This is a genomic window from Achromobacter spanius, from assembly GCF_039673305.1.
GTDB lineage: Bacteria > Pseudomonadota > Gammaproteobacteria > Burkholderiales > Burkholderiaceae_B > Achromobacter > Achromobacter spanius_F.
In genome coordinates, this window is record NZ_JBDJLJ010000004.1 from 95,163 (window position 1) to 118,739 (window position 23,577).

Consider the following 23,577-nt stretch of genomic DNA (forward strand, 5'->3'; position numbering starts at 1 on the left):
TTTTCTGTGGGGCCGGGAAACATGTCCATTCTTACCATCAGCCGTTGCGGCGCTGCGCTGATTCTGGTTGCGCTCGCCGCGGGCTGTTCGTCCAGCAAGCCTTCGCCGTCGGCCAAGTCCAGCATGTCCAACGCCACCCCCGCCCGGGCCAGCAGCGAATGCAAGTCCAACCGCAGCAAATGCCTGCACGAAGGGTCGTACGACGTGGGCGAAAGGGCGTATGCGGAAGACGAGGCCAAGCGCCTGAATCTTGCCGAGTCCGAGCGCCTGCGCCGCCTGTTCGGCAAGTGACCGCGGCGCGCCGGCCGCGCGACATCAATCCGGCTCATATCTGATAGTCGTCCGGGCGGGTTGATGCCTGGCGCCTTCGGTGTCAGGATGCGCGCAGTCCAGACCCTCGCGCAGAATCGCCCCACATGAACCGCAAGCCGCTCGCCATCATCCAGATGGGCCGCCCGCCCGAAGACCTTCGGCAGGCCATGGGAGAACAGTCCGACTGGATGCTGGCCGCCCTGGATGATCCGGGCCTGCCGGTGCGTGTCTTCCGGCCGCACGACGACGAGCCGCTCCCCGACCCGCGCGAGATAGCGGGCGCGGTTCTGACGGGCTCCTGGTCCATGGTGACGGACCGCGAACCCTGGAGCGAACGCACCGCGCAATGGCTGCGCGCCGCGTTGCAGGCAGAACTTGCGCCGCTGGGGATTTGCTACGGACACCAGCTGATGGCGCACGCCTTCGGGGGTGTCGTCGACTTCCATCCGCAGGGCCGCGAGATCGGCCAGCATGCCATCGAGCTACATCCCGATGCCGGCGCGGACACGCTGCTGGGGACGCTGCCGTCCAGTTTCCACGCCAACCTCACGCATGAACAAAGCGTGCTCGTCCCCCCGGACGGCGCGACCGTGCTGGGCCGGTCCCGGCACGATCCACATCAGGTCCTGCGCTACGGACCCAATGCGTGGTCCGTGCAGTTCCATCCCGAATTCTCGCCCGCGCTGATGTCGGCATGCCTGGCCCGGCGCGCGGACGTATTCGCGGCGGAAGGCTTCGACGTGCAGGGGATGATGGGCGCGCTGGGGCCTACCGGCGACGCGCGCCAATTGCTGCGGACCTTTGTCAGCCGGCTCGGCTGATCGCGCACGGGTCTGCATAGCACACCCCCATGACAGGCCTGCCGGCGTACCGTGTTTACCCCAGGGTGTCGGCCACGCGCCACAAACCGACCCTAATTTTCCCTGGCTGACATGATTGAGCTTGTGTCTCAAAAACTGACACATTGCATCCCTAGAATCCGTTCCTGCCATGCGCCGAGTGCATCGGTGCGCCGCTAGCGTTGCGGGCCACGCCAGATGCGCATGTCTGTTCAATCAATGGGAATCTGTAATGAAAAAGACTTTGTTCGTCACCGCCATCTTCGCCGCGCTGTCCGGCACGGCGCAGGCGGAAACCTCGGTGACGCTGTACGGCCTGATCGACACCGGCATCGGCTACCAGCGCGTCAAGGGCGACAACTACCATGAGTCGAAGGTCGGCATGACCAACGGCGTCTCCAGCGGCTCGCGCTGGGGCCTGCGTGGCGCTGAAGACCTGGGCGATGGCCTGAGCGCGGTCTTCACGCTGGAAAGCGGCTTCAACTCGGCCAACGGCACGTCGGGCCAGAGCAGCCGCCTGTTCGGCCGCCAAGCCACCGTCGGCCTGAAGAGCAGCTCGTGGGGCCTGCTGGAATTCGGCCGCCAGACCAACATCGCGTCCAAGTACATCGGCGCGATCGATCCGTTCGCCGCCAGCTACGGCCAGGCGAACGTCGGCGTGGCCTTCAGCGCCGCCAACACCGTCCGCTACGACAACATGGTCCAGTACTCGACCCCGTCGTTCGGCGGCTTCCAGGCTGGCATCGGTTATTCGTTCAACGTCGCCGACACGACCACGGCCCAGACGGGCTTCCGCACCGCCGAGAACACCCGCGGCATTACCGCCGGCGTGCGCTACGTGAACGGCCCGCTGAACGTGGCCCTGACGTATGACCAGCTGAACCCGGCCAGCCAGCTGGGCACCGACGCCACGCCGAAGTCGTGGAGCATCGGCGGCGCGTACGACTTTGAAGTCCTGAAGCTGGCGCTGGCCTTCGGCCAGACTCGCGACGGCTGGTTCACCGGCCAGGGCGTCAACGCCTTCGGCAGCGGCAGCCCCACCGCCAAGGGCTTCGGCACGAACGTGGCCGTGGACGACTTCAAGGCCAACTCGTACATGGTCGGCCTGACCGTGCCGCTGGGCGCCAGCAGCATCCTGGCTTCGTGGCAACGTGCTGATCCGGACAGCGACGCGCTGACCGGCGGCGACTCGGCCATGAACGTGTACAGCCTGGGCTACACGTACAACCTGTCCAAGCGCACCAACCTGTACGCGCTGGCTTCGTACGCCACCGACTACGCCTTCATCGACGGCGTGAAGAGCACCGTGGGCCTGGTGGGCATCCGTCATCGCTTCTAAGCGCCTGGCGTGAACGGGCGGCGCGCCGCGTGCGCGCCGCCCGCACCCTGCACCGCGGTTGCACTGAGCGGATTGGGCGTCTTACCCGGCCACAGACGAGAAAAAAGCGGCCACCTCCCTAGCTCCACTCCCAGTCCGCTCACCCGAACTCCGATCATGGCAAACTGAAAGGCCCGCGCAGGCGCTGCGCGGGCCTTGCCTTTTGAACTGTCGCCGCCCGATGGCGCGGTGGTGGCGTTGTAGTATTGAAAGCTCCGCCTTTTCACTGAACAAATATGCACACGCACAACGGACGGCTCGCGGGAATGTCATTGGCGTTGGCACTGGCCATCGGCGCTGCCTGTGCGCCGGCGCTTGCCCAGGATGCCCCGGCGGCGGTGCAGGACCCCAACGGGGCGCCGCAGGACACCGCGGCCGCGCCCCTGCCGCCGCAAACGCTGGCGGTGCTGGACGGCAAGCTGCAGGTCGTCATTCCGGCGGGGTTCTTTGAAACCGAATTTCCCTCGGACCCCGCCGCGCCCGAGGTCACGGGCAAGATCTTCCTGAACCGCGCCGCCATGCAGGCGATCATCGTGATCGACGTTCCCCTGGAAGTCGCGGTGGGCGACGACGACGCATTCACGCTGGGGGCCATGGCCGCGGGCTTCCAGTCGCAGCAGCAGGAAGCCGTGCCCACGTTCAAGAAGACGGGGGATGGCGCCTTCAAGGTCGGCAATATCGGCGTTTTTCAGCTGGACGCGGCCAGCAGGCTGTCCGGCCGGCCGGCCGAGCTGACGGCCCTGTTCGCGGCGTCGGGCAAGAAGGTGGTGACTCTGTCCGCCTATACCCTGAACCAGGAAAAGGCCAGGCATCCGGGGCTGGTCAAGGAACTGAAGCAGGCCATGTCGGCGCCCTGACGCCTGCCCGATGCCAAGCCAACGTTTGCCTTGGTGATCACCTGGAAACCAGCGCCGGCCACGGCCCGCACGAAGCAATGCCAGAACTTCAGTTCGGCTTCCAGAACACGTAGTCGGCCTGGTATTTGACCTGCTCTTTACGGCCCACGCCGGCGGCGTCGCAGGTGGTCTGGGGCACGCCGCCGCCCGCCCGCACGATGCGCTGGATGTAGGTCACGCCGGTCAGCACGCCCACACCCGAAGACGGATTGGCCAGCACGAGCTGGTCGTACAGGCGGTCCGGGCCCGAATAGGCGCGCACGGTTTCCATCCCCGTCAATGTCGACCCATCGGCAGCCCGCCAGGTTTCGGGCGGGCTCTTGTACGTGCCGGTCGTGCCAGAATTGCCGGCGCCCAGCGTGGCGCTTGCGCCCGCGATCACCCAGGCGGGCCGGGTGCCGTCCGTCCGTGTCATGCGGCATTCGTATGTGACGACGCCTTCGGATGGGGCCTGCCACGCAACGCCGTTGTCGGCGGGCACCTGCATGATCTGCGGGATCTTGTCCTGCGCGGCTGCGCCGGCCGTGGCCGCGGTCAAGCCGGCGGCCAGCAGCAGGCCTTGCAGCGCGGAACGCTTGCGTATCGTGAGACGGTTCATTCGAGCTCCTTCCTGCGGGCCGGGCATGCCGGCGATGGGCAATGGAACATCGCGTTGGCGCAAGCGCCTGAAGGCCGGCGCCTGCCGCCGGGCTCGGGCCATTCTGCCACGAATCCCGCGCAGGGCCGCTTCAATTCACCTGCAGCGTGTAGGCGGCCCGGCCGCGCAGCAGGGTCAGCACCAGGGGCTGCGCACCCGCGCCGGCCAGCAGGTCGCGCAGGTCGGCCAGCTTGCTGACGGGCCGCTGGTTCACCCCGATGACGATGTCGCCGCGCTGCAGGCGCGCAGCCACCGGACCGCGTTCGGGAAAGGTGCCGCTGACGGTCGCGCCGTCATTGCCCTGCAGGCGCTGCGCGCGGCCCACCTCGGAGAACTCGACGCCATTCAGGCGCGCATCCAGCGAGCCGCCGTGCAGGCGTTCGTTGCGTTCCGGTTCGATGCGCAGCAGGACTTCCGACCTGGCGCCAGCGCGCGACAGGCCCAGCCGCACCTGCCGGCCCACGGGCAGCAGGCCTTCTGCGTTGCGCAACTGCGCGCTGGAGCCGATCGCCTTGCCGTCGATGGACAGGATCTGGTCGCGGGCCTGGATGCCCGCCTGCTGCGCGGGGGACCCGTCCGCCACGCGCGCCACCGCGACGCCCGTGGACCCAGGCGCCACGCCAAGCTGGCGTGCATTGCGCGGCGTGATGTCCACCGTGTCCAGGCCCAGCCCGCCGCGCTGCACCTGACCATGCTGCAGGAGCTGCCGCATGACCTCGCCCGCAAGATTGGACGGGATGGCAAAGCCGATGCCCACGTTGCCGCCCGACGGCGTGTAGATCATGGTGTTGATGCCGACCAGCTCGCCGTTCAGGTTCACGAGCGCGCCGCCCGAGTTGCCGGGGTTGATGGAGGCGTCGGTCTGGATGAAGTTCTGGTAGCCGGCGGCGCGCAGGCTGGAACGGTCCAGCGCGGACACGATGCCGGACGAGGCGGACTGGCCCAGGCCGTAGGGGTCGCCGATCGCGACGACGAAATCGCCCACGCGCAGGTCGCTGGAGTCCGACGGCGACAGCGCCTGCAGGTTCTGCGCGGGAATGCGCAGCACGGCCAGATCCGTGTCGGGGTCGCTGCCCACGACGGTCGCGTTGAAGGCGCGCCCGTCCTGCAGGGACACGCGGATGGAAGAGGCGCCGCGCACGACATGATGGTTGGTCAGGATGTTGCCCTGGGCCGCATCCACGATGACGCCGGACCCGACGTTCTGCCGGAGCTTGTCCGGCGGCTGCGCCAAGCCGGCCGCCGGTCCCTGTCGCGGGTCCGCCTGCGACGAGATATTGACGACGGCGGGCGTCACGCGCTCGAGCATGGGCGCCAATGAGGGCAGGGGCTGGCCGTCGACGGCCAGGGGCAGGGCGGCCAGGCCGGGCAGGGGCGCCGCAGCCAGCGGCAAGGCGCAGGCGACGGCGGCAAGGGAGGTGCGTAAAAGCCGCAGGATCCGCGCGGCGGCGCGATCGGTGTTGCGGCGTATTCCGGGAGGCGGCGAGGCCAGATGGGGCATTTCGGTCCTTCTTGCGGCGACGCGGCAGTATCGGCGGGCGTCGCTGCAGGCGTGTGACGGCGCGCTGGGCGGCTTGCAGCCGGCGCGCGTGGCGCGCCGGGCGGTCACGGATTTTCGCCGAACTTCCGCGGGAAGTCCGGCATGCCCCGTTTCGCGTCAGAAGCCGACGGCCTGGCCGTCGCGACGCGAGTCGGATGCCGCCACGTACCCGCCCTGCGGCAGGCGGCAGATCAGTTGCGCGGAGCCGAACTCCAGGCTGTCCACGGGCGCCACCGCCACGTTGTGGCCGCGTGCGCGCAGCGTGTCGACCACGTCGGCCGGCAGGTGCGATTCCACGTTGACCACCGGGCCGTTCTCCACGCGGAAGCGCGGCGCGTCGCTCATGGCCTGCGGGTTCTGGCCGAACGCGGCCAGGCGCGTCACCATCTGCAGATGGCCTTGCGCCTGCATGGAGCCGCCCATGACGCCGAACGACATGACGGGCTGGCCGCCGCGCGTGACGAACGCGGGAATGATGGTGTGCATCGGTTTCTTGCGCGGCGCGACCTGGTTGGCGTGCCCGGGCTTGAGCACGAAGTTCAGGCCGCGGTTGTGCAGGCTGATGCCGGTGCCCGGCACGACGACGCCGGAGCCGAAGCCGTGGTAGTTGGACTGGATGAAGGACACCATGGTGCCGCCGGCGTCGGCCGCGGTCAGGTAGACGGTGCCGCCGGTCGCGGGCGTGCCTGCCGTGGGAACGCTGGCGCGGTCCATGGAAATGAGGCGGGCGCGTTCGGCCAGGTAGGCGCGGTCGAGCAGGGCGCGCGCGTCGGTGCGCATGTGGCGCGGGTCCGCCACGTGATGATGCAGGTCCGCGAAGGCCAGCTTCATCGCTTCGATGCTGACGTGGTAGTAGTCGGCGCTGTCGCGGCCCATGCCTTCCAGGTCGAACTGTTCGAGCATGCCCAGCGCCATCAGCGCCGAGATGCCCTGGCCGTTCGGCGGGATCTCGTGCAGCTCGTAGTCGCGGAAGGATTGGGAAATGGGCTTGACCCATTCCGCCTGGTGTTCGGCCAGGTCGACGGCGCTGAGCGCGCCGCCCGTCTGGCTGGCGAAGTCGGTGATCTTGCGGGCCAGTTCGCCGCGGTAGAAGCTTTCGCCGCCGGTTTCGGCGATCTCGCGCAGGGTCCTGGCCTGGTCCGGGAAACGCCACCATTCGCCGGCCTGCGGCGCGCGGCCCTGGGGCAGGAACGCGTCGGCAAAGCCGGGCTCGGCCGCCAGCTTGGGCGCCTGGTTGGCCCATTGGCGTGCGATGGTGGGCGACACCGCGAAGCCGTCTTCGGCATACGCGATGGCGGGCTCGAACAGCTTGGCGAAGGGCAGCTTGCCGAAGCGGTCCGACAAGGCTTTCCAGCCGGCGACCTGGCCGGGCACGGTGACAGTGCCCCAGCCGGTGCCGGGCATGGCGTCGCGGCCGTTGAAGTATTCGGGCGTCCAGGCGGCCGGCGCGCAGCCGCTGGAATTCAGGCCATGAAGTTGGCCGTCGTGCCAGATCAGGGCGAACATGTCGCCGCCGATCCCGTTCATCACGGGCTCGACGACGGTCAGGGCAATCGCGGTGGCAATGGCGCTGTCAACGGCATTGCCACCGGCCAGCAGCATGCGCAGTCCCGCCTGCGCAGCCAGCGGCTGGCTGGTCGCGACCGCATTGGCGGCCAGGACCGGCATTTTTCGGGAAGCGTACGGAAAAGACCAATCGAAGGGGGAGGACATGGATGCTGGAACTCGTAAGGGAAATTACTGCGGGGTGATGCCGGCCTGGTCGATCAGCTGCTTGGTGCGCGGAATCTCGGCCTTGATGAAGGCGGCGAATTCCTCGCGGCTGCCGCCACGCGGCTCGGCGCCGGCTTCGGCGAGCTTACCGCGCAATGCGGGGTCGGCCAGCACTTTGTTGACGGCTTTGTTGAGCTTGTCCAGGATCGGGGCGGGCGTGCCTTCGGGGGCGACCAGGCCATACCACGGCGCGATGTCGTAGCCGGCATAGCCCTGTTCCGCGATCGTGGGAATGTCCGGCGCCAGCGCCGAACGCTGCGAATTCGACATGCCCAGCGCCAGCAGCGCGCCGCTCTTGGCCTGGGGCAGGCCGGTCATGATGGTGTCGAAGTACATCGACACCTGGCCGCTCAGCAGCGCGGGAATGGCTTCGCCGGCGCCCTTGTAGGGCACGTGCAGGATGTCGATCTTGGCGATGGACTTGAGCATTTCGCCCGCCATGTGGGACGTCGTGCCCGTGCCGAACGAGGCATAGGTCAGCTTGCCCGGGTTGGCGCGCGCATAGGCCACCATTTCAGGCAGGGTCTTGAAGGGCTGCGACGGATTGGCCAGCAGGATGTTGGGCGTGTAGGCCACCATCGACACCAGTTCGAAGGCGTCCGGATCGTAGGCCAGGCGCTTTTGCAGGAAGCGGTTGGTGACGACCGCGGCCGGGCCACCCATCAGCAGCGTGTAGCCGTCGGGCGCCGACCGGGCGACCGATGCGCTGCCGATCGCGGCGGCGGCACCGGGGCGGGCCTCGATGACGAAGGGCTGGCCCAGTTCGGCCGACAGCGCCGCGCCGAGCTGGCGCGAGATCAGGTCCGTGGCGGAACCCGCCTGGAAGGGCACGACGATGCGCACCGGATGTTGCGGCCAGTCCGTGGCTTGCGCGCCGGCCTGGGCTGCAAAGGCCATCGCGGCGGCGCCTGCCAGCGCCCGGATGAGACGAAATTTCATGGAATCCCCTTGATCGCGTAATGGAAAAGCGTGTGCGCCGGGCGGGTCTGTTGCCCGTTCCGGCCGGAGCGGCGTGGCAGCCGCGTCCCGGACTGGATTAGACGCAAGCTGGCTTTCCGGCGATATTAGGATTTGCATCCATGGATCATTGGATCCAGTTTGTGTTATTTTTGCGGTTATCTATCATGGCGGCTTTCCAAGCCTGGGGACGTAAGTGCTGCAATTTCAAAAGACAGCCATCAGCGCCGAAGACGAGGCGTACCTGCACCTGCAGCGCGAGATCCGGCTGGGCCGCTACGCGCCCGGCCAGCGCCTGGTGCCCGACGTGGTCGCCGCCGAAATCGGCACCAGCCGCATGCCGGTGCGCGGCGCGCTGCGCCGGCTGGCGTCCGAAGGCCTGGTCGAAATTCGCGCCAACCGCGGCGCCGTGGTGCGCGGCCTGAACCAGCAGGAAATGCTGGAAGTCTTTGAAATGCGTTCGGTGCTCGAAGGCCTGGCCACACGCAACGCGGTGCTCAACATGGGGCCCGAACACATCCGCCGGCTATCCAACATGCTCGAGCAGCTGGACCAGGGCGCCAGCGAAGACCTGGACTGGACCACGGCGCACCGTGAATTCCACGAATACCTGTGCAGCTTCTGCCGGCAGCCCCGCCTGCTGAGCCAGATCTCGGAACTGCATTCCGTCGTCGAACCCTACATGCGCCTGTGGGCGGCCCAGCCGGGCCGCGTGCTGCGGGTGCGCGAGTCGCACCAGGAACTGATCGACGCGCTCAAGACCGGCGACGCGGCGCGCTGCGAGGCGGCGATGCGCCAGCATGTGCTGAACACGGTGCCTGCCCTGCAGGCGTTCCTGGAGCAGGCTGCCTGAGCGAGGCGGCCTGAGCGAGGCGGCTTCCACCCGGTGTCTGACACCGGACAGCGCTGACCTCGCCCCTGCGGCAGCGTACCGAGGGTGTCAGACACCGCTCAACTGCGGCTTCTTCCTGCGCTTGAACTTCGCCTCGCTGGCAATCACCCCGGCCACGATCAACCCGGCCCCGACCAGCGCCAGCGCCGGCAGCCGATCCCCCGCCAGGCGCCCGACGATCCCGCCCCAGACTGGCTCGCCCGCATAGATAACCGTGGCGCGCGTGGGCGATACCGACTTCTGCGCCCAGTTCATCGTCAGCTGGATGATGGCGCTGGCCAGCCCCAATCCGATCGCGGCCCCTGCCCACAGCCATGAGAAGGCCGGAACCGCCTCGCCCAGCACCGGCATCAGCGCAAACGACAGCAGCCCCGCCGTCAGCAACTGCACGAACGTCACGCGGCGGCTGTCCACCTTGCGCGCAAACAGCCCGATCAGGATGATCTCGGCGGCAATCGCCACCGCGCCCGCCAGGGTGGCGACCTCGCCCGGGCTGAAGCTGGGCATGCCGGCCTCCGGCCCGGCGAGCAGGATCAGGCCCGTAAACGCCAGCCCGACGCCGACCCAGCTCATCAACCCCGGCGGGCGTTTCAGCAGCGCCCATTGCAGCAGCGGCACGACAGGCACGTACAGGGCAGTGATGAAGGCAGACTGGCTGCTGGTGATGGTGCGCAGGCCATGGGTCTGCAGGTAGTAGCCCAGGAACAGCGCGCTGCCGATGGCGATGCCCGCTCCCATTTCGTATCGGGTCAGTCCCGCCATGTGCTTGCGAAACAGCAGCAGCGCCATCAGGCCGGCGATGGTGAACCGCACGCCCACGAAGAACAGCGGGCCGCTATGCTGCATGGCGATATGGATGATGAGGAACGTGCTTCCCCATAGCATGGTGACCAGCACCAGGGCGATTTCCTGGCGGGACAGGGCGAACATCGATGTCTTGGAATCCACGGCTTGCTTGCTTGTTGAATGCTGATCGGGGAATGCGGCGAATTATGAGCGATATGGCCATGGCGTGGCGCGGCGGGCGGCCTGGCGCCGGCGAAGCGTACTTCACCGACCCCGATCCCGAGGGGCGCGAAGTCGGGGCAGGGGGCTGGACCGACCTGGGTGCGTGGCCGTTCACCGGACAGGATTTGAAGGGCTTGCCCCAAACCAGCATATAGCCGGGAGTAATATGACGCGTCCGGCGGCTGAATCGCCGGCGCATGCAAGCCGATCCACGCCTGGCCCTTCCCACCCCTGTCGATAGCGGAGCGCAGCTCCGTGCTTCCCCCGCGGTGTCTTCGAGTCCTGGCGCGCAAGCGGCCATAAGAAGATACAGAGGAGAAGAGATTGGACAAGCAAGAGTCGGGCGGCTGGTACTTCGGCTGGAACATCGTCGGCGCCGCCACGGTACTCACCCTGCTGACGGTCGGACTGCGCATGGGCATCGGGCCGTTCTTCCTGCCCATGGCGGACGGCCTGGGGTTTTCGCGCAGCCTGCTGTCGGGCATCGTGGCGATCGGCATGCTGTGCTATGGCCTGGGCATGCCGCTGGCGGGCTATCTGGTCAGCACGCGCGGCACGCGCTTCGTGCTCCTGACGGGCACCGCGATCGTCGTGGCCTCCTCCATCTGGACCGTCTTCGCGCGCGGCCCGCTGGAATTCCTGCTTTCCTTCGGCGTGGCGCTGTCCATCGGGCTGGCCTTCACCAGTCCTGTCGCGCTGACCCCCGTCATCAGCCGCTGGTTCACGCGCCAGCGCGGCATGGCGCTGTTCTTCCTGTCCACCGGCTCGATGGCCGGCATCGCGCTGATGACGCCCACGCTCACCTTCGCGATCTCGGCGGTGGGCTGGCAGGAAACACTGCTGGGCTTTGCCGCGCTGTTCGCGGTGCTGACCGTGCCCGTCGCCCTCTTCGTGATGCGCGACGAAGCGCCCGAGCACACCGACCTGCTGCCCCACCAGATCGTCGAAAAATCCGCCGCCGCCAAGCCGGCCGCCAAGACGCCCGCGCCCGGGCTGGGCGAGGCCCTGCGCACCTTGCCCTTCTGGCAGGTCGCGCTGGGCCTGTTCGCCTGTGGCTTCAGCATGAACCTGCTGGGCACGCACGGCATGCCCATGCTGATGGACCACGGCTTTGACGCCACCACCAGTTCGCTGGGCATCGGCCTCATCGGCCTGGTCGCCATCTTCAGCACGCTGGTGCTGGGCCGCATGTCCGACCAGGTCGAACGCCGCAACATCCTTGCCGCCATCTACCTGGTGCGCGGCCTGGGCTTCTTCGCGCTGGTCATGGTGGGCGCGCACTGGGAACTGTATCTGGCCGCCACCATCGGCGGCATCGTCTGGGCCGGCAGCATCGCGCTGTCGTCGGCGATCCTGGCCGACGTGTACGGCATCCGCCTGGTCGGCGTGCTGTACGGGCTGACCTACCTGGGCCACCAGATCGGGGGCATGATCAGTTCCTGGCTGGGAGGCTGGGCCTTCGAGACCTTCGGCACGCACTGGGTGGCGTTCGGATCGGCCGGCGCGCTGCTGCTGATGGCCGCGCTGATTTCGCTGCGGCTACCGCCGCGCGGCGTCTTGCGCGCGCCGCGCGTGGTCACGGCCGGGGGGCGATAACCCCCCTTGCGGCGCAGGCCTGACGCCCTGAGAAAGCGGGCGCCAGGCCTGGCTGGTGGTGCAAAGGCGCCGCCTAGCGGTCCTTCAGCAGCGACACCAGCTCGGGCACGTAGCGGTCGCCGCCGCCCTGCGTGACGGCCTGGTCGAACGTGTGCTGCACCGCCGCCCCGATCTCGCGCACCGCGCCGGTTTCGGCGGCCATGGTGTTGTAGTAGGACAGATCCTTCTGCGCGTTCGACATGAAGAAGCGCAGCGACGAAGGATCCTGTTCCAGCAGGTACGGCTTGATGCGCTCCAGCGCCACGCCGCCGCCGCCGCCCTTGGACAGCACCTCGGCAAACACGGCCGGATCGATATCGGAACGCAGCGCGCAGGCCGCGGCCTCCGACAGCAGCGCCACCACGCCGAGCGACACGTAGTTGTGCAGCAGCTTCATGCGGTGCCCGGCGCCGATCGGACCGGCGTGCGTGATGTTCTCGGCAAAGCAGGCCAGCAGCGGCTTGCATTCCTCGAACAGGGCCGCGTCGCCGCCCACCAGCAGGTTCAGCCGGCCTTCGGCGGCTTCCTTGGGCGTGCGCGTCATCGGCGCGTCCAGGAAGCGGCCGCCGCTGTCGGTCACCGCCTGCGCGACCTTGACGGTGGAAGAGGGGATGGCGGTCGAGCAGTCGATGACGACCGTGCCGGGACGCAGGCCTTCCAGCACGCCGCCGGCCGACAGCAGCACGGCCTCGACCTGCGGGCTGCCCGTCACGCAAAGAATGATCACATCGGACTGGGCGGCCAGCGCCGCGCCGCTGTCCACGCTGGTCGCGCCGGCGGCCTTCAGCGCATCCAGGGGCTGGTTGCCCGGGTGCTCAAGCACGGTCAGCGCGTGTCCATGCTTGACCAGGTTGCTTGCAATGCCGAGGCCCATGAGGCCGATACCAACCATGCCGACTTTCGCCATCTTCAACTGCTCCTGCCATGTGGGTGTTTGTTGTGGCGTAAATCTTAACCCCGGAATCCGGCCCGGTGGCCTGGCGCCGACCGCAGAGGCCGGGATTTGTCCGCGCGCCGATCACCGCGCTATGCCGGCGCGCACGGGTCTGGAATACTTAGCCGGATCTTCCACGGAACTCTTGCAGCGGCAGCCATGACAGACTCCATCCCCGCCGGTTTTACGCCCTGGTATCCCAGCAGCCAGTTCATGCGCCATCTGACCGACCTGGGCGCGTTCTACCGCCGGGAGGCCGACAATGTGCTGGCGCTACGCGTCAACCCGGCCCATGGCAATATGCACGGCATGGCGCACGGTGGCTTCCTGGCCACCTTTGCCGACAGCGCGTTGGGCTTCGTAATCTCCGAGCAGGCGCGCGTTTCCGTCGTCACGGCGCAGATGTCCGTGGAATACCTCAACGCCGTCAACCCTGGCGACTGGCTCGAGGCCCACGTGCAAATCGACAAACAGGGCAAGCGGCTGATCTATGCCACCTGCCGTCTGCAGGTGGACGGGCGCGCCATGCTCAAGGCCAGCGCGGTATTCGCCGTGCGCCAGGCCGCGGTGCCCGCATCGGACGGTTAGTCCGCAATAGGTGGCGGCTACAGATACGGCGTAGCCAGCCAGATCACCTTGTTGCGCAGGCGCTTGGGGAATGGCGCGCGCAGCAGGTCTTCGAGCGTTTCGCGGCGGGCGCCGGCGATCAGACCGTCGATGCGCGCGCCGATCCAGCGCGCAACCGTCGGGTCATAGATCTCGGTGTCCAGCTCGAAGTTCAGCCGCAGGCTGCGCGGATCCAGGTTGGACGACCCGGCATACGTCCAGGCGTCGTCCACCGTCATCAGCTTGGAATGGTCGAACGCGCCCCGGGAGCGCCACACCCGGCAGCCCGTGCGCACCACCTGGTCCAGCTGCGCCGTCATGGCGTAATCCACCAACCGCAGGTTGTTCTTGCCCGGGATCACGATGTCCACGATGATGCCCCGGCGCGCGGCGGTCGCCAGCGCTCCGATCAGCGTCTGGTCGGGCAGGAAGTAGGGCGACTGGATGCGCACGTGATGCCGCGCCACCGCCAGCGCGCCCAGCAGCATGTTGTGCGTGCTGCCCAGCGCCCGATCGGGGCCGGACGGCACGCAGCGCATCGGCACCCGTCCCGTCGGGGGCAGGGCGTCCGGATCGAACCAGGGCTTGGCCGGCAGCGATTCGTGCGTGGTGAAGTTCCAGTCGTGCGCAAACACCGACATCAGCTGCGTCACGATCGGGCCTTCCACCCGGAAATGCGTGTCGTGGTTGGTGTCGTTGCCCGACAGCGCGCTGACAAACGCCGCCCGCACGTTCATCCCGCCCGTGAAGCCCACGCGCCCGTCCACCACCAGCACCTTGCGGTGGCTGCGCAGGTTCGCATAGGGCATGCGCAGCACGCCCATCGGATTCGTCATGAAGCGCGCCACCGGCACGCCCGCGCGCGCCAGCATGCGAACAATCGGAGGCCGGGAATACTTGGAGCCCACCGCGTCGATCAGCACCCGCACTTCCACGCCGCGCGCCCGCGCCTCGATCAGGGCCTGCGCCATCTCGCGGCCGATCGGATCGTTGTCGAAGATGTAGCTTTGCATCGCCACCGTGTGGCGCGCCTCGCGAATGGCCTGCAGCATCGCCGGATAGGTCTCGTCGCCACCCGCCAGCGGCCGCACTTCGTTGCCGCCCAAGAGCTGGAAGCGGCTGACGCGGTCGCCCAGCACCTTGAGCGACGCAAACTGCTCGCCGGATATCGGCGCCACGTCCACCGGCGCGGTCGCAACCTGTTCCGCGTCCACCAGCATGGCCTCGTCGCGCTGCTGCGACACCCGCGTCTTGCGGATTCGGTTGATCCCGGCCACGAAATAGAACAGCGCGCCAAGGATCGGCGAGAACATCGCCACCCCCACCCAGCCTATGGCCGCCCGCACATCCTGCTTGGTCATCGCGGCATGCACCGCCGCGCCGGTGCCCGCCACGATGCTGATGGCAAAGGCGATATGGGGCCAATAATCAATCAAGAATGCGTGTATGCGATCCATGTCGGTGGCTTGAGACGCGGCCTCCATTGATGAGCCAAGCGCAAGGATAGCAAGGCTGCCGCCCCTGGCAAGACCGGGCGCAACGGGGGTGCTTTCGCATCTTTTAAAAAACGTGCTAGAATTCGGCCTCTTCGTTGTTGAGCTTCTTTTGAAACCCGTTTCAAAGACGCCAGCAGCGAAAAAACCGAAAGGTTGAATTTCGATTCAAACTCGTAGGTTTCAAAGCAGTACCAGAGGTGGCTGTAGCTCAGTTGGTAGAGTCCCGGATTGTGATTCCGGTTGTCGTGGGTTCGAGCCCCATCAGCCACCCCAAAGAATTTGTATGAAAACAGGCACTTGCGCGAAAGCGAAGTGCCTTTTTTCATTGCGCGATACATAAATTAGAACGAAATCGCAAACGTTGGAGCGGGGCTGCTCCGTGGCTGATTGCCACTTCGGGCATGGACGACATCGAACTATTTGGAGAAAGCATGAAGGCAGTTCTCGTGGTGGTTCTTGGCGTGCTAGGTTCCTTCGGTTCCGTGCACGCAGCCGAATCACAGCCTCTCGATAAGATGGCGGGCGGCGTCACCACTCCGTATTCGCCTGACTTTTCACCGCAGGCCTATCAGAATTACAGGTCGCGGATTGCCGAGGTCAATCGGCTTCGAATCGATGCGGCGGTCTTGGCCTTGGAAAGCGGGAAGTGCGATATTGCCGAATCTGCCGAGATAAAAAATCGCGCGGATGGATCCGTGAACGACGTCGACGTCTTCGTGAGTTGTTTGAATGGTGCGCGTCTCTCCTTCAGCGAGCGCGAGATTCGCAGTCGTATCGTCGTCTTGAGCGCCCAGGATTCGCCGTGGGATGAAAGCAGGGCGACCGCAGATTGCCTGGAAAGGCTCCAGAGCACGGCGCATAAGCTTCCCTTCCCGAAAGGGAAGCTCGACATATCAAAGCACTCGACTATCGTGATGCGCGAGGACGGCGAGATGTCTTTGTCAGTGAATATTCCCGTCGATGTGAAAAGCGCAAATGGCGCTACGACCATGTTTTGGGCACGATGCGGCTATACATGGGGATCAAGTCCGGCCAACATTCAAGTTGTGACCCGACGATAGGAAGAGCAATCGATCACCGGACCGAAGCCCGCCAGCGCAAGCAGGCGGGCTTTTGCGTTTCTGCGGGCACGTGCCACTCCCCTAAATTTCTCGCCCGGCCAGCCGTTAATAGCGATACCGCTTCCGTACGCCACCGAAAGGCATCGCAATGTTCAACATCATCTCCATCGTCCTGACGATCGTCGCCCTGATCGCTTGGGCAGTCCATCTCCAGAAGAAACGGCACAAAGCCCTGCTGGCGAAGTTTCGTGAGCACAATCAACGGCTGGGCACGTCCTTTCCGGTGGACAGTGTCGATAGCGAGCTGATTCTCAGCGACAAGGACCAGAAGGTTTACATTGCGTTCGATCCCCAAGCGCAGAAAATCTGCATGGTCTTGGGCGCAAAGGATCCTGGCGAAGTGCTGGACTTTGCATACATCCGACGCTGGCAGTTGAAATGGACGGAGGTTTCGAGCAATGGCGGGCTTTCATTCAAGAACGTCCACTTCGACTTTTCCACGAACGACCTTAAAAGGCCGTTGGTCCGCGTCCCCGTGGCCGGAAAAGGCTATGGCGATACCTGGGACAGCCGGCTTGGCATTCTGCTCGGCGCCTGAAGGGAATCTGCTTGCTTGACGCTGCCGCTCGCCCCGAGCCGAGTCCTGGCACATCGGACATGGGGCTTTCCCCAAAGGCCGCAGCAGCGCGGCGACAAGCAACGCAAAAGCCACCCGAAGGTGGCTTTTTTAATGTCCAGCGTGTAGCCGCAGCGGCGCTCGCCGTTTGGGGCCTGTCGAAACCCAATGCCGTCAGGCTGCGGTATTCGTACGCCTACGATTTCACCCACTGCCCGACTTCATCGTCGCGCAGGCGGGCGCCCGCCCAGACCACCCGGCCCAGTACCCGCACCGGCACGCCGTTCTCAAGGGGGATGTCAGCGTGCACGGGGTTGAACGAACGGGCCACCCAGTGCCCGGTCAACCTGTCCTTGGCCATCGTCTTCACGATCATCTTGCCGCCGTAGTTGATGGCATACACCCCGCCGGCCGCGATATCGCGCAGGGTCAGGCTTTCGTTGGGCACGACGAGCAGCGCGGCGCCGTCGCGGATGACGGGTTCCATGCTGTCGCCCTTTGCATACACGACGCGGCCTTTTCCGTTGCTGGCTCCCACGGACTTCAGGAACGACTTGCGGAACTGGATCATGCCGGTCTGCTCTTCGGTGTGGTTCTCGATGGGCTCGCCTGCCGCCAGGCGCACGTCCGCCAGTTCGGGGACCTTCTCGAACTTGTCGTTGGCCGCGGGCGGTTCTCCCGCGCCGACGTTGGCCACCACGCCTGTCCGGGTGCTGATTCGAGCGCCGTGTTCGCGCTCGGCCTGGTGCGTGGTCTTGCCGCCATCCCAAGGGGCCGCCGGCAGGCCTTCGATGCGCATCGGGAACTCGTCCCTGGACAGATAGGTGTCCACGAGCGAATCGCTGCGCAAGACGGTCGGACCCGGGAGCGGGGCAGGCGCAGGAGAGACATCAATCCCCAGCTTCAATTGCGCGATCGCCAATGCAAGCGCGCCCTGAAGCTTGTTCAACTGGTCCGCAGACAAGGCGCGCACTTGCGCTTCCGGGATGCTCGGGAAGGGCCACGGCGCTGGGGGTATCGCAAGCGGAACGGCCGTACCGGATCCATTGCTGCCCGGCAGCTTGGGTCCGGCGCCGTCATACAGCCATTGCGCATTGACACGCAAGAGCGGGGCGACCTTGATGCAGGTCGCCATATCCATTCCGTTCGACCCATTGAACCAATGCGTCGCCGCGCCGGAAGAGGCGCCTGCAGCCTTCCATAGGTCTGTCTTGGTCAGGCGTGGCTCGGCCGCGTCCACCCGGCGGGACGCCTCCTCGTTGAACGCCTGTGTGATTCGCTTCTGAAAGGTCATCTTAGGATGCTAAACAAAAATCTTCTTAGATGGCTTGCATAAGAAATCTTAGCATTCTAAGATTTAAGCATGGAAGCACACAGCCAGTCCATCGGCCACCCCCAACACGCGATCGCGTTCTGCACACATATTCCGGAGCCACTTCAAAACCCGGCAGGCGCATTGCACGCCGCCGCGATGCTGGAGCACGCATGAATTACTACAGCCACAACATCGGCGATTACGCCCAGGCCACGATGCATCTGAGCCTGGTGGAGGACGCCATCTACAGCCGTCTGCTGCGCCGGTACTACGCGGAAGAGCAGCCCATCGTCGACAACATGCAGCAGGTGTTCCGGTGGGTGGGGGCGCGAACCGAGGAAGAGAAAGAGGCGACGGCGCAGATCCTGAGCGAGTTCTTTGTCTTGCGGGAGGGGCACTGGCGCAACAAGCGCGCCGACGTGGAGATCGCCGCCTATCACCTCAAGGCCGAGACCGCCAAGGCCAACGGCAGACGGGGAGGACGGCCCAGAAGAGATGACCCCAATCATGAAAAACCCGGCGGGTTCTCCGTGGGTTCCCACGAAGAACCCAGCCACGCCCCAGGCGAAACCGGATCACAAGCCAACCAAGAACCAGTAACCAATAACCAGGAACCAGGAAACGACCCCCCGAGCCCCCGCAAACGGGTGGGAGGATTCGATGCCTCGACGATCGAGCTTCCGGATTGGCTCGACCGCGAGGACTGGGCCAGCTGGGTTGCCGACCGCAAGGTCCGCAGAAAGCCGGTGACGCAGGAGGGCGCCCGGCGTCAGCTGCAGCAGCTGGCCGCCTATCTGGCCGAAGGCCATCAGCCGGGCGCGGTGATTGCGAACAGTATCGCGGGCGGGTATCAGGGCCTCTTCCCGCCGCGGGCGCCGGCCCGGGCCAGCCAGGCGCCAAGCAGGGCAAAGCGCCTGGCCGACTGGACCGATGAACTGCGAGAGGTGCTGGCCGACGATGGCCGCCCGCGCGAGAAATTCATGGGAACGATCGATGCCACCCACTGACATCCAGCCCACCACCCTGGGCGCGCTGGTGGTGAATGAGATGTGGCTGATGTACGGCGCCAAGTTCGCGCAGCAATGGCAGGGCCTGACTGCGCGGGAGCTCAAGGATTCCTGGAATCAGAAGCTGGAAGGCCTGGACGAGGCGCAGGTACGGCGCGGCCTGGTCGCCTGCCTGACGCAGGAATGGCCGCCGACGTTGCCGCAATTCATCAAGCTGTGCTGCCCTTGGACGGTTCCCGAAGTGGCGTACCACGAGGCGGTGCGCGGCATGTCCGCCCGCAGGCGCGGCGAGACCGGCATCTGGTCGCATCCCGCCGTGTATTGGGCCGCGGTGGGCGTCAGCACCGTCGATCTGCTGGGCTGCACGTACGGGGCGATCAAGGCGCGGTGGGAGAAGACGCTGAACGAGGAGCTGGCGAAGGGGGCATGGCCAGAGGTGCCGCAGCCCAGACCGGCTCTCCCGGCGCCCGGCCGCACACTGGCCACGCGCGCCGAGGCCGAGGCGGCGCTCAAGAAAATGGGCGCGGAAAGGGTGTTGAGGGACCGCGGGGTTCCGCATCGAAGCTGGATAGACAAATGGGAAGCGCGCATCGCGCGCGGCGATCATCCGAGCCGGGGCATTGCCGACATGCTTTGCCGCGCCAAGGGTGAAAGCGAGGCGGCGGCCTGCGACCTTCACGGCAGGCCCAATGAAAAGCAAGGCAAACAGGACGAGGTGGCTGATGAATAAGCTGACGGGCGACGATCTGATGTGGAACTGGGCGCGGTGGACCTGGTCCGGCGAAACGGTGGGGAACATGGCGGTCTACCTGTCCGAAGAGGACGACTACCGGCCCATCAACCATCACCACGCCATGGTGGTGGAAGCAATGCACGCCGCGCTGCCCTGGCACGAGCGGATGATCATCATCGCCGAATACCCGCAGAAGAACGTGATGTTCGGCCAGCTGAACACCAGGGAGCGCATCGCGAAGGCGCTGGACTGGATCGCCGATACCACCGGCGTGGCCCTGACCGAAACCGAATACAAACTGTACCTGGGCCTGTTTCGCAGCCTGGTGGAAAGGAGGCTGGCGTGAAGTACGCGCACGAGGTGATGGATCTGATGGCCTGCTATCCCGGCCGGTCGTTTCGCTTGATGGAGCTGGTGCGTCATGTGTCGCACGGCCGGACTCTGGCCGTAGCGGAAAAGACGCGCCTGCAGAGGGGCATTCAGCGAGCCATGGACGCGCTGCAGGACACGGGCAGCGTGGTCATTCAAGAGCCGGCGCAGGGCGGGCATGGACGGACCTATGCATGGCGTGTGACGGTTCCGTCACAAGACCGCACCCTTTAGGTCACGCGATCGGTCACAATGGGTCCGGTGCATTGCGCCTCGAAGAAATGAAGCCTCGGCCACGCCGGGGCTTTTTGCTTTGCGGTGCAGGATCTCCGTTTCGACCCTTCGACAAGGAACCATACCAGTCCATATGCGTGTGACGGTTCCGTCACAATCCCCCGTCCGACCGGTCACGCGATCGGTCACAATGGGCCCGGGGCATTGCGCCCCGAAGAAATGAAGCCTCGGCCATGCCGGGGCTTTTTGTTTTTCGGCGCGCTGCTTCGGTTCTTTCTTCTTCAGCAGGAATCCCGCTCCATGGGCGTTCAGATAAGCATTACCGAGAATCAGCTGGTCGAGGACCTGGCCACGTTCTTCAAGGCACTGGTCGACTGCGAAGTCATCCGCGGTCAGTCCGATTTGGTTCCCACCCCGGTGCAAGAGTGCATCGTCATCACCCCGCTTGCGGCGCTGGGACTCTCATTGCCCACCATGACTTACGCCGACCCGTCGTCCGCGACGGGGACGCTGACCATCACCCAGGCCACGCAATGGACTGCTCAAGTGGACAGCTACGGAGAGCGGGCCCAGGACCTGGCGCTGACCCTGTCCATTGCCCTGCGCAGCCAGTACGGATGCGAGTTCCTGGGGCAACTGGAACGGGCCCGGCCGCTATCCGCGGGCGAGCTTGAACACCAGCCCTACGACAGCGGCGAGAACCCGAACTTCGAACGGTGGTCATTCGACGCCGTCCTGCAATTCAACCCATCCATCACGGTGCCGCAGCAGTTTGCGGACCAACTCCACGTCGGCCTCATCGAAGTCGACACCACTTATCCTCCGGGAGCTTAAAGCTATGTCCATTCCCGCCAGTGAAATCGTCCAGGTTGTTCCGGGCGTGATCGCAGCAGGCGGATCGGCGCTCGATCTGAACGGCCTGATCCTGACCAACGATACGGCCGTCCCCATCGGCGCCGTCCAGAGTTTCACGACCCCGCGCGATGTGCAGCGCTTCTTCGGTCCGACCTCGACCGAGGCCGCCCTGGCCGACGTCTACTTCAACGGGTTCGACAATTCGACCCGCAAGCCGGGCAACCTGCTGTTCGCCCAGTATCCGGCCGCCGGGGTTTCTGCCTACTTGCGCGGCGGCTCCCTGGCCGCGGTGACGCTGACCGAACTGCAGGCGCTGTCCGGCGTCCTGACGGTGACTGTCGACGGCGTGGCCAAGACCTCCGGCAACATCGACCTGTCGACGGCGACGAGCTTTTCGAATGCCGCGTCGATCATCGAGGCTGCATTCACGTCCCTGGGTGCAGCCTGCGCCTATGACCCGCAGCGCGCCGCCTTCGTGATCACCTCGGCCACCGATGGCGCCGCCAGCACCATTTCCCAGGGCAGCGGCACTATCGCGTCGGGCCTGAAGCTGACGCAGGCCGCCGGCGCGGTGCTCTCGCCCGGCGCGGCGGCGGGCGTTCCGGCCGTGAACATGGGCCAGATTACCGACCTGACCCAGAACTGGGCGGCCTTCATGACGACCTTCGAACCCGATACGGCCGGCAAAGTGGCGTTCTCGGCGTGGACGAACGCCCAGGGCGACCGCTACGCCTACATCGGCTGGGATACCGACGTCACCGCCACGCAGCAGGGCAATACGTCCAACTGGGCCGCCATCGTCGGCGCCAACGAGTATTCCGGCTCGGTGCCGGTCTACCAGGATGTCCAGCACGCGGCTTTCGTCCTGGGCGCCATCGCGTCGCTCGACTTCGAACGCACCAACGGCCGCGCCACGCTGGCGTTCAAGGGCCAATCCGGCCTGGCGTACTCAGTCACCGACGCCACGACCGCCCAGACGCTGATCGACAACGGCTACAACTTCTACGGCGACTACGCCACCAGCAACGACCGCTTCCGGTTCCTCTACCCGGGCCAGGTCATCGGCAACTGGAAGTGGGTGGACACCTACGTCAATCAGATCTGGCTGAACGCGGCATTCCAGCAGGCGCTGATGTCGCTGCTGACCCAGGTCAACTCCGTTCCCTACAACCTGGACGGCTACACGCTGATCGACGCCGCGTGCCTGGACCCGATCAACGCGGCAGTCAATTTCGGCGCCATCCGCGCGGGGGTGACACTGTCGAGCCAGCAGAAGGCCCAGGTCAACAGCATGGCGGGCGTGGACATCTCCGACACGCTCCAGACCCGCGGCTGGTATCTGCAGATCAAGGACGCAACCCCGCAGGTGCGTGAAGCCCGCGGCACCCCGCCCATGACGTTCTGGTACATGGACGGCGGCTCCGTCCAGAAAATCACCCTGGCCTCGCTGGCCGTTCTTTAAGGATTCAACATGGCGACTTTGACCAGTGCCAATTCCGTTCTGATGCTTGCCGTGGGCGGGATTTTTCCGGTGCCGCAGAAGATCGAGGGCTTTGCTTCCGACAACTCCTTCACTTTCTCGGCCAATACGCCCGCGACGGTGAGCATGGGCGTGGATGGCCGGCTGTCGGCTAGCTACGTGCCCACCGCCTGCGTCCAGACGCTCGTGATTCAGCCCGACTCCCCGTCGATGCGTGTCTTCGAGATCTGGATGGCGGCCACGGAAACGGCCCGAGAGATCTTCTACGCAAGCGGCACCCTCAGCATCCCGTCGATCGACCGGAAGTACACGCTGACGCGGGGCGTGCTGACGCAGATGCCCCCGGCGCCCGACGCCAAGGCGATTCTTCAACCCTTGACGTTCAAGATCACCTGGCAGAACGTCTCGCCGGCGCTGGTGTGACATGGCCAGGAAGCAGATCGCCGTGACCATCGGCGCCGAAGGGCGCGACAAGGGGAAGGTATTCGTCCTGACGGAGTTATCCGCCTACGAGGCCGAAGAGTGGGGCGGCCGCGCCCTGTTCGCGCTCATGAATGCCGGCGTGGAAATCCCGGACAACATCGCCGACGCGGGCCTGGCTGGAGTGGCGGCGATGGGCATCAAGGCCATCGCCAGGCTGCCGTTCGACAGCGCCAAGCCGCTGCTGGACAAGATGATGGATTGCGTCCAGATCCAGCCGAGTCCGGATGTGACGCGCCAGCTCATTTCCGGCGACATCGAGGAAGTGGCGACCCTGCTGACCCTGCGCAAGAAGATCCTGGGCCTGCACCTGGATTTTTTCATGGCCGCCACCCCATCGACTTCGGGCTCCAGGTCCCCAGTGGCGGCCCGCGCCTGATCCGCTACGCCAATATTCCCCGGAGTATTGGCGTGGTGATCTCCCGGCACCCGGCCTTGCTGCATGAACTGCAGACGGTCCACGGCGCCGAAGACCTGTACAACCTGCTTGAGGTGATTGCGGTGGATGCACACAACAGGCGTGT

General features: G+C 65.9%; 25 protein-coding genes and 1 tRNA gene. 18 read left to right on the forward strand and 8 right to left on the reverse strand.

Annotated elements, in window-relative coordinates:
* The first annotated feature begins 21 nt into the window (after positions 1 to 21).
* From ABE485_RS05780 to ABE485_RS05795, 4 genes are all read left to right on the forward strand, one after another.
* Positions 22 to 291, forward strand: coding sequence for a hypothetical protein (locus tag ABE485_RS05780; protein WP_346514108.1), 270 nt, complete (start codon positions 22 to 24; stop codon positions 289 to 291).
* Between the two features lie 125 nt (positions 292 to 416).
* Positions 417 to 1,133, forward strand: a complete 717-nt coding sequence (locus ABE485_RS05785; RefSeq protein ID WP_346514109.1) for a glutamine amidotransferase — start codon at positions 417 to 419, stop codon at positions 1,131 to 1,133.
* Positions 1,134 to 1,383: 250 nt separating this feature from the next.
* Positions 1,384 to 2,490, forward strand: coding sequence for a porin (locus ABE485_RS05790; protein WP_346514110.1), 1,107 nt, complete (start codon positions 1,384 to 1,386; stop codon positions 2,488 to 2,490).
* A 305-nt stretch (positions 2,491 to 2,795) separates the two neighbouring features.
* Entirely contained in the window at positions 2,796 to 3,386 is a 591-nt protein-coding gene (locus tag ABE485_RS05795) for a hypothetical protein (RefSeq protein ID WP_346514111.1), read from the forward strand.
* Positions 3,387 to 3,474: 88 nt separating this feature from the next.
* On the opposite strand, the gene ABE485_RS05800 is transcribed toward ABE485_RS05795, so the two are convergent.
* The 4 genes from ABE485_RS05800 to ABE485_RS05815 all read right to left on the reverse strand — a co-directional run bounded on the left by ABE485_RS05800 (position 3,475) and on the right by ABE485_RS05815 (position 8,314).
* On the reverse strand, positions 3,475 to 4,023 hold the full coding sequence (locus ABE485_RS05800; protein WP_346514112.1) for a DUF3455 domain-containing protein: 549 nt from the start codon (positions 4,021 to 4,023) through the stop codon (positions 3,475 to 3,477).
* A gap of 130 nt (positions 4,024 to 4,153) precedes the next feature.
* Entirely contained in the window at positions 4,154 to 5,563 is a 1,410-nt protein-coding gene (locus tag ABE485_RS05805) for a trypsin-like peptidase domain-containing protein (protein WP_346514113.1), read from the reverse strand.
* Between the two features lie 156 nt (positions 5,564 to 5,719).
* On the reverse strand, positions 5,720 to 7,315 hold the full coding sequence (gene ggt / locus ABE485_RS05810; RefSeq protein WP_346514115.1) for a gamma-glutamyltransferase: 1,596 nt from the start codon (positions 7,313 to 7,315) through the stop codon (positions 5,720 to 5,722).
* Between the two features lie 24 nt (positions 7,316 to 7,339).
* Positions 7,340 to 8,314 carry a Bug family tripartite tricarboxylate transporter substrate binding protein gene (locus ABE485_RS05815; protein ID WP_346514116.1) on the reverse strand — a complete coding sequence of 325 codons (975 nt, stop codon included), beginning with the start codon at positions 8,312 to 8,314 and terminating at the stop codon, positions 7,340 to 7,342.
* Positions 8,315 to 8,528: 214 nt separating this feature from the next.
* On the opposite strand from ABE485_RS05815, the gene ABE485_RS05820 reads away from it, so the two are divergent.
* The gene (locus ABE485_RS05820; RefSeq protein ID WP_346514117.1) at positions 8,529 to 9,185 is read left to right on the forward strand and encodes a GntR family transcriptional regulator; all 657 of its coding nucleotides are present in this window, start codon (positions 8,529 to 8,531) and stop codon (positions 9,183 to 9,185) included.
* Positions 9,186 to 9,272: 87 nt separating this feature from the next.
* On the opposite strand, the gene ABE485_RS05825 is transcribed toward ABE485_RS05820, so the two are convergent.
* Positions 9,273 to 10,154 carry a DMT family transporter gene (locus tag ABE485_RS05825; protein WP_346514360.1) on the reverse strand — a complete coding sequence of 294 codons (882 nt, stop codon included), beginning with the start codon at positions 10,152 to 10,154 and terminating at the stop codon, positions 9,273 to 9,275.
* Between the two features lie 402 nt (positions 10,155 to 10,556).
* Between ABE485_RS05825 and ABE485_RS05830 the strand changes: the two genes are divergently transcribed.
* Entirely contained in the window at positions 10,557 to 11,828 is a 1,272-nt protein-coding gene (locus tag ABE485_RS05830) for an MFS transporter (protein WP_346514118.1), read from the forward strand.
* 73 nt (positions 11,829 to 11,901) lie between these two features.
* On the opposite strand, the gene ABE485_RS05835 is transcribed toward ABE485_RS05830, so the two are convergent.
* On the reverse strand, positions 11,902 to 12,774 hold the full coding sequence (locus ABE485_RS05835) for an NAD(P)-dependent oxidoreductase (RefSeq protein WP_346514119.1): 873 nt from the start codon (positions 12,772 to 12,774) through the stop codon (positions 11,902 to 11,904).
* Between the two features lie 186 nt (positions 12,775 to 12,960).
* Between ABE485_RS05835 and ABE485_RS05840 the strand changes: the two genes are divergently transcribed.
* The gene (locus ABE485_RS05840) at positions 12,961 to 13,389 is read left to right on the forward strand and encodes a PaaI family thioesterase (RefSeq protein ID WP_346514120.1); all 429 of its coding nucleotides are present in this window, start codon (positions 12,961 to 12,963) and stop codon (positions 13,387 to 13,389) included.
* Positions 13,390 to 13,406: 17 nt separating this feature from the next.
* On the opposite strand, the gene ABE485_RS05845 is transcribed toward ABE485_RS05840, so the two are convergent.
* Positions 13,407 to 14,864 (reverse strand): phospholipase D-like domain-containing protein, encoded by a 1,458-nt coding sequence (locus ABE485_RS05845; RefSeq protein ID WP_346514121.1) that lies wholly within the window; start codon positions 14,862 to 14,864, stop codon positions 13,407 to 13,409.
* Positions 14,865 to 15,100: 236 nt separating this feature from the next.
* Here ABE485_RS05845 and ABE485_RS05850 point away from each other — a divergent pair.
* The 3 genes from ABE485_RS05850 to ABE485_RS05860 all read left to right on the forward strand — a co-directional run bounded on the left by ABE485_RS05850 (position 15,101) and on the right by ABE485_RS05860 (position 16,562).
* A tRNA-His gene (locus tag ABE485_RS05850) sits at positions 15,101 to 15,176 on the forward strand.
* A 128-nt stretch (positions 15,177 to 15,304) separates the two neighbouring features.
* Complete coding sequence (locus ABE485_RS05855; RefSeq protein WP_346514123.1) at positions 15,305 to 15,964, forward strand: hypothetical protein; 660 nt, start codon at positions 15,305 to 15,307, stop codon at positions 15,962 to 15,964.
* Positions 15,965 to 16,112: 148 nt separating this feature from the next.
* Positions 16,113 to 16,562, forward strand: coding sequence for a hypothetical protein (locus tag ABE485_RS05860; RefSeq protein WP_346514124.1), 450 nt, complete (start codon positions 16,113 to 16,115; stop codon positions 16,560 to 16,562).
* A gap of 214 nt (positions 16,563 to 16,776) precedes the next feature.
* Here ABE485_RS05860 and ABE485_RS05865 read toward each other — a convergent pair whose 3' ends face one another.
* Positions 16,777 to 17,874, reverse strand: coding sequence for a S24 family peptidase (locus ABE485_RS05865; protein WP_346514125.1), 1,098 nt, complete (start codon positions 17,872 to 17,874; stop codon positions 16,777 to 16,779).
* A gap of 191 nt (positions 17,875 to 18,065) precedes the next feature.
* Here ABE485_RS05865 and ABE485_RS05870 point away from each other — a divergent pair, with 191 nt between their 5' ends.
* From ABE485_RS05870 to ABE485_RS05905, 8 genes are all read left to right on the forward strand, one after another.
* Positions 18,066 to 18,902 carry a YdaU family protein gene (locus tag ABE485_RS05870; RefSeq protein ID WP_346514126.1) on the forward strand — a complete coding sequence of 279 codons (837 nt, stop codon included), beginning with the start codon at positions 18,066 to 18,068 and terminating at the stop codon, positions 18,900 to 18,902.
* Positions 18,889 to 19,632 (forward strand): hypothetical protein, encoded by a 744-nt coding sequence (locus ABE485_RS05875; protein WP_346514127.1) that lies wholly within the window; start codon positions 18,889 to 18,891, stop codon positions 19,630 to 19,632. Before ABE485_RS05870 ends, ABE485_RS05875 begins: the two co-directional genes overlap by 14 nt.
* Positions 19,625 to 19,981 (forward strand): hypothetical protein, encoded by a 357-nt coding sequence (locus ABE485_RS05880; RefSeq protein WP_346514128.1) that lies wholly within the window; start codon positions 19,625 to 19,627, stop codon positions 19,979 to 19,981. The genes ABE485_RS05875 and ABE485_RS05880 overlap by 8 nt, the downstream gene beginning before the upstream one ends.
* Entirely contained in the window at positions 19,978 to 20,238 is a 261-nt protein-coding gene (locus tag ABE485_RS05885) for a hypothetical protein (protein WP_346514129.1), read from the forward strand. The genes ABE485_RS05880 and ABE485_RS05885 overlap by 4 nt, the downstream gene beginning before the upstream one ends.
* A 300-nt stretch (positions 20,239 to 20,538) precedes the next feature.
* Entirely contained in the window at positions 20,539 to 21,072 is a 534-nt protein-coding gene (locus ABE485_RS05890; RefSeq protein WP_346514131.1) for a phage neck terminator protein, read from the forward strand.
* A 4-nt stretch (positions 21,073 to 21,076) separates the two neighbouring features.
* Positions 21,077 to 22,555, forward strand: coding sequence for a DUF3383 domain-containing protein (locus ABE485_RS05895; protein ID WP_346514133.1), 1,479 nt, complete (start codon positions 21,077 to 21,079; stop codon positions 22,553 to 22,555).
* Between the two features lie 9 nt (positions 22,556 to 22,564).
* Positions 22,565 to 22,996: a phage tail fiber protein gene (locus ABE485_RS05900; protein ID WP_346514134.1), complete on the forward strand. Its 432-nt coding sequence runs from the start codon at positions 22,565 to 22,567 to the stop codon at positions 22,994 to 22,996.
* Between the two features lies 1 nt (position 22,997).
* A complete protein-coding gene (locus ABE485_RS05905) occupies positions 22,998 to 23,432 on the forward strand; it encodes a hypothetical protein (RefSeq protein ID WP_346514136.1) in 435 nt (144 codons plus the stop codon).
* Positions 23,433 to 23,577: the final 145 nt, after the last annotated feature.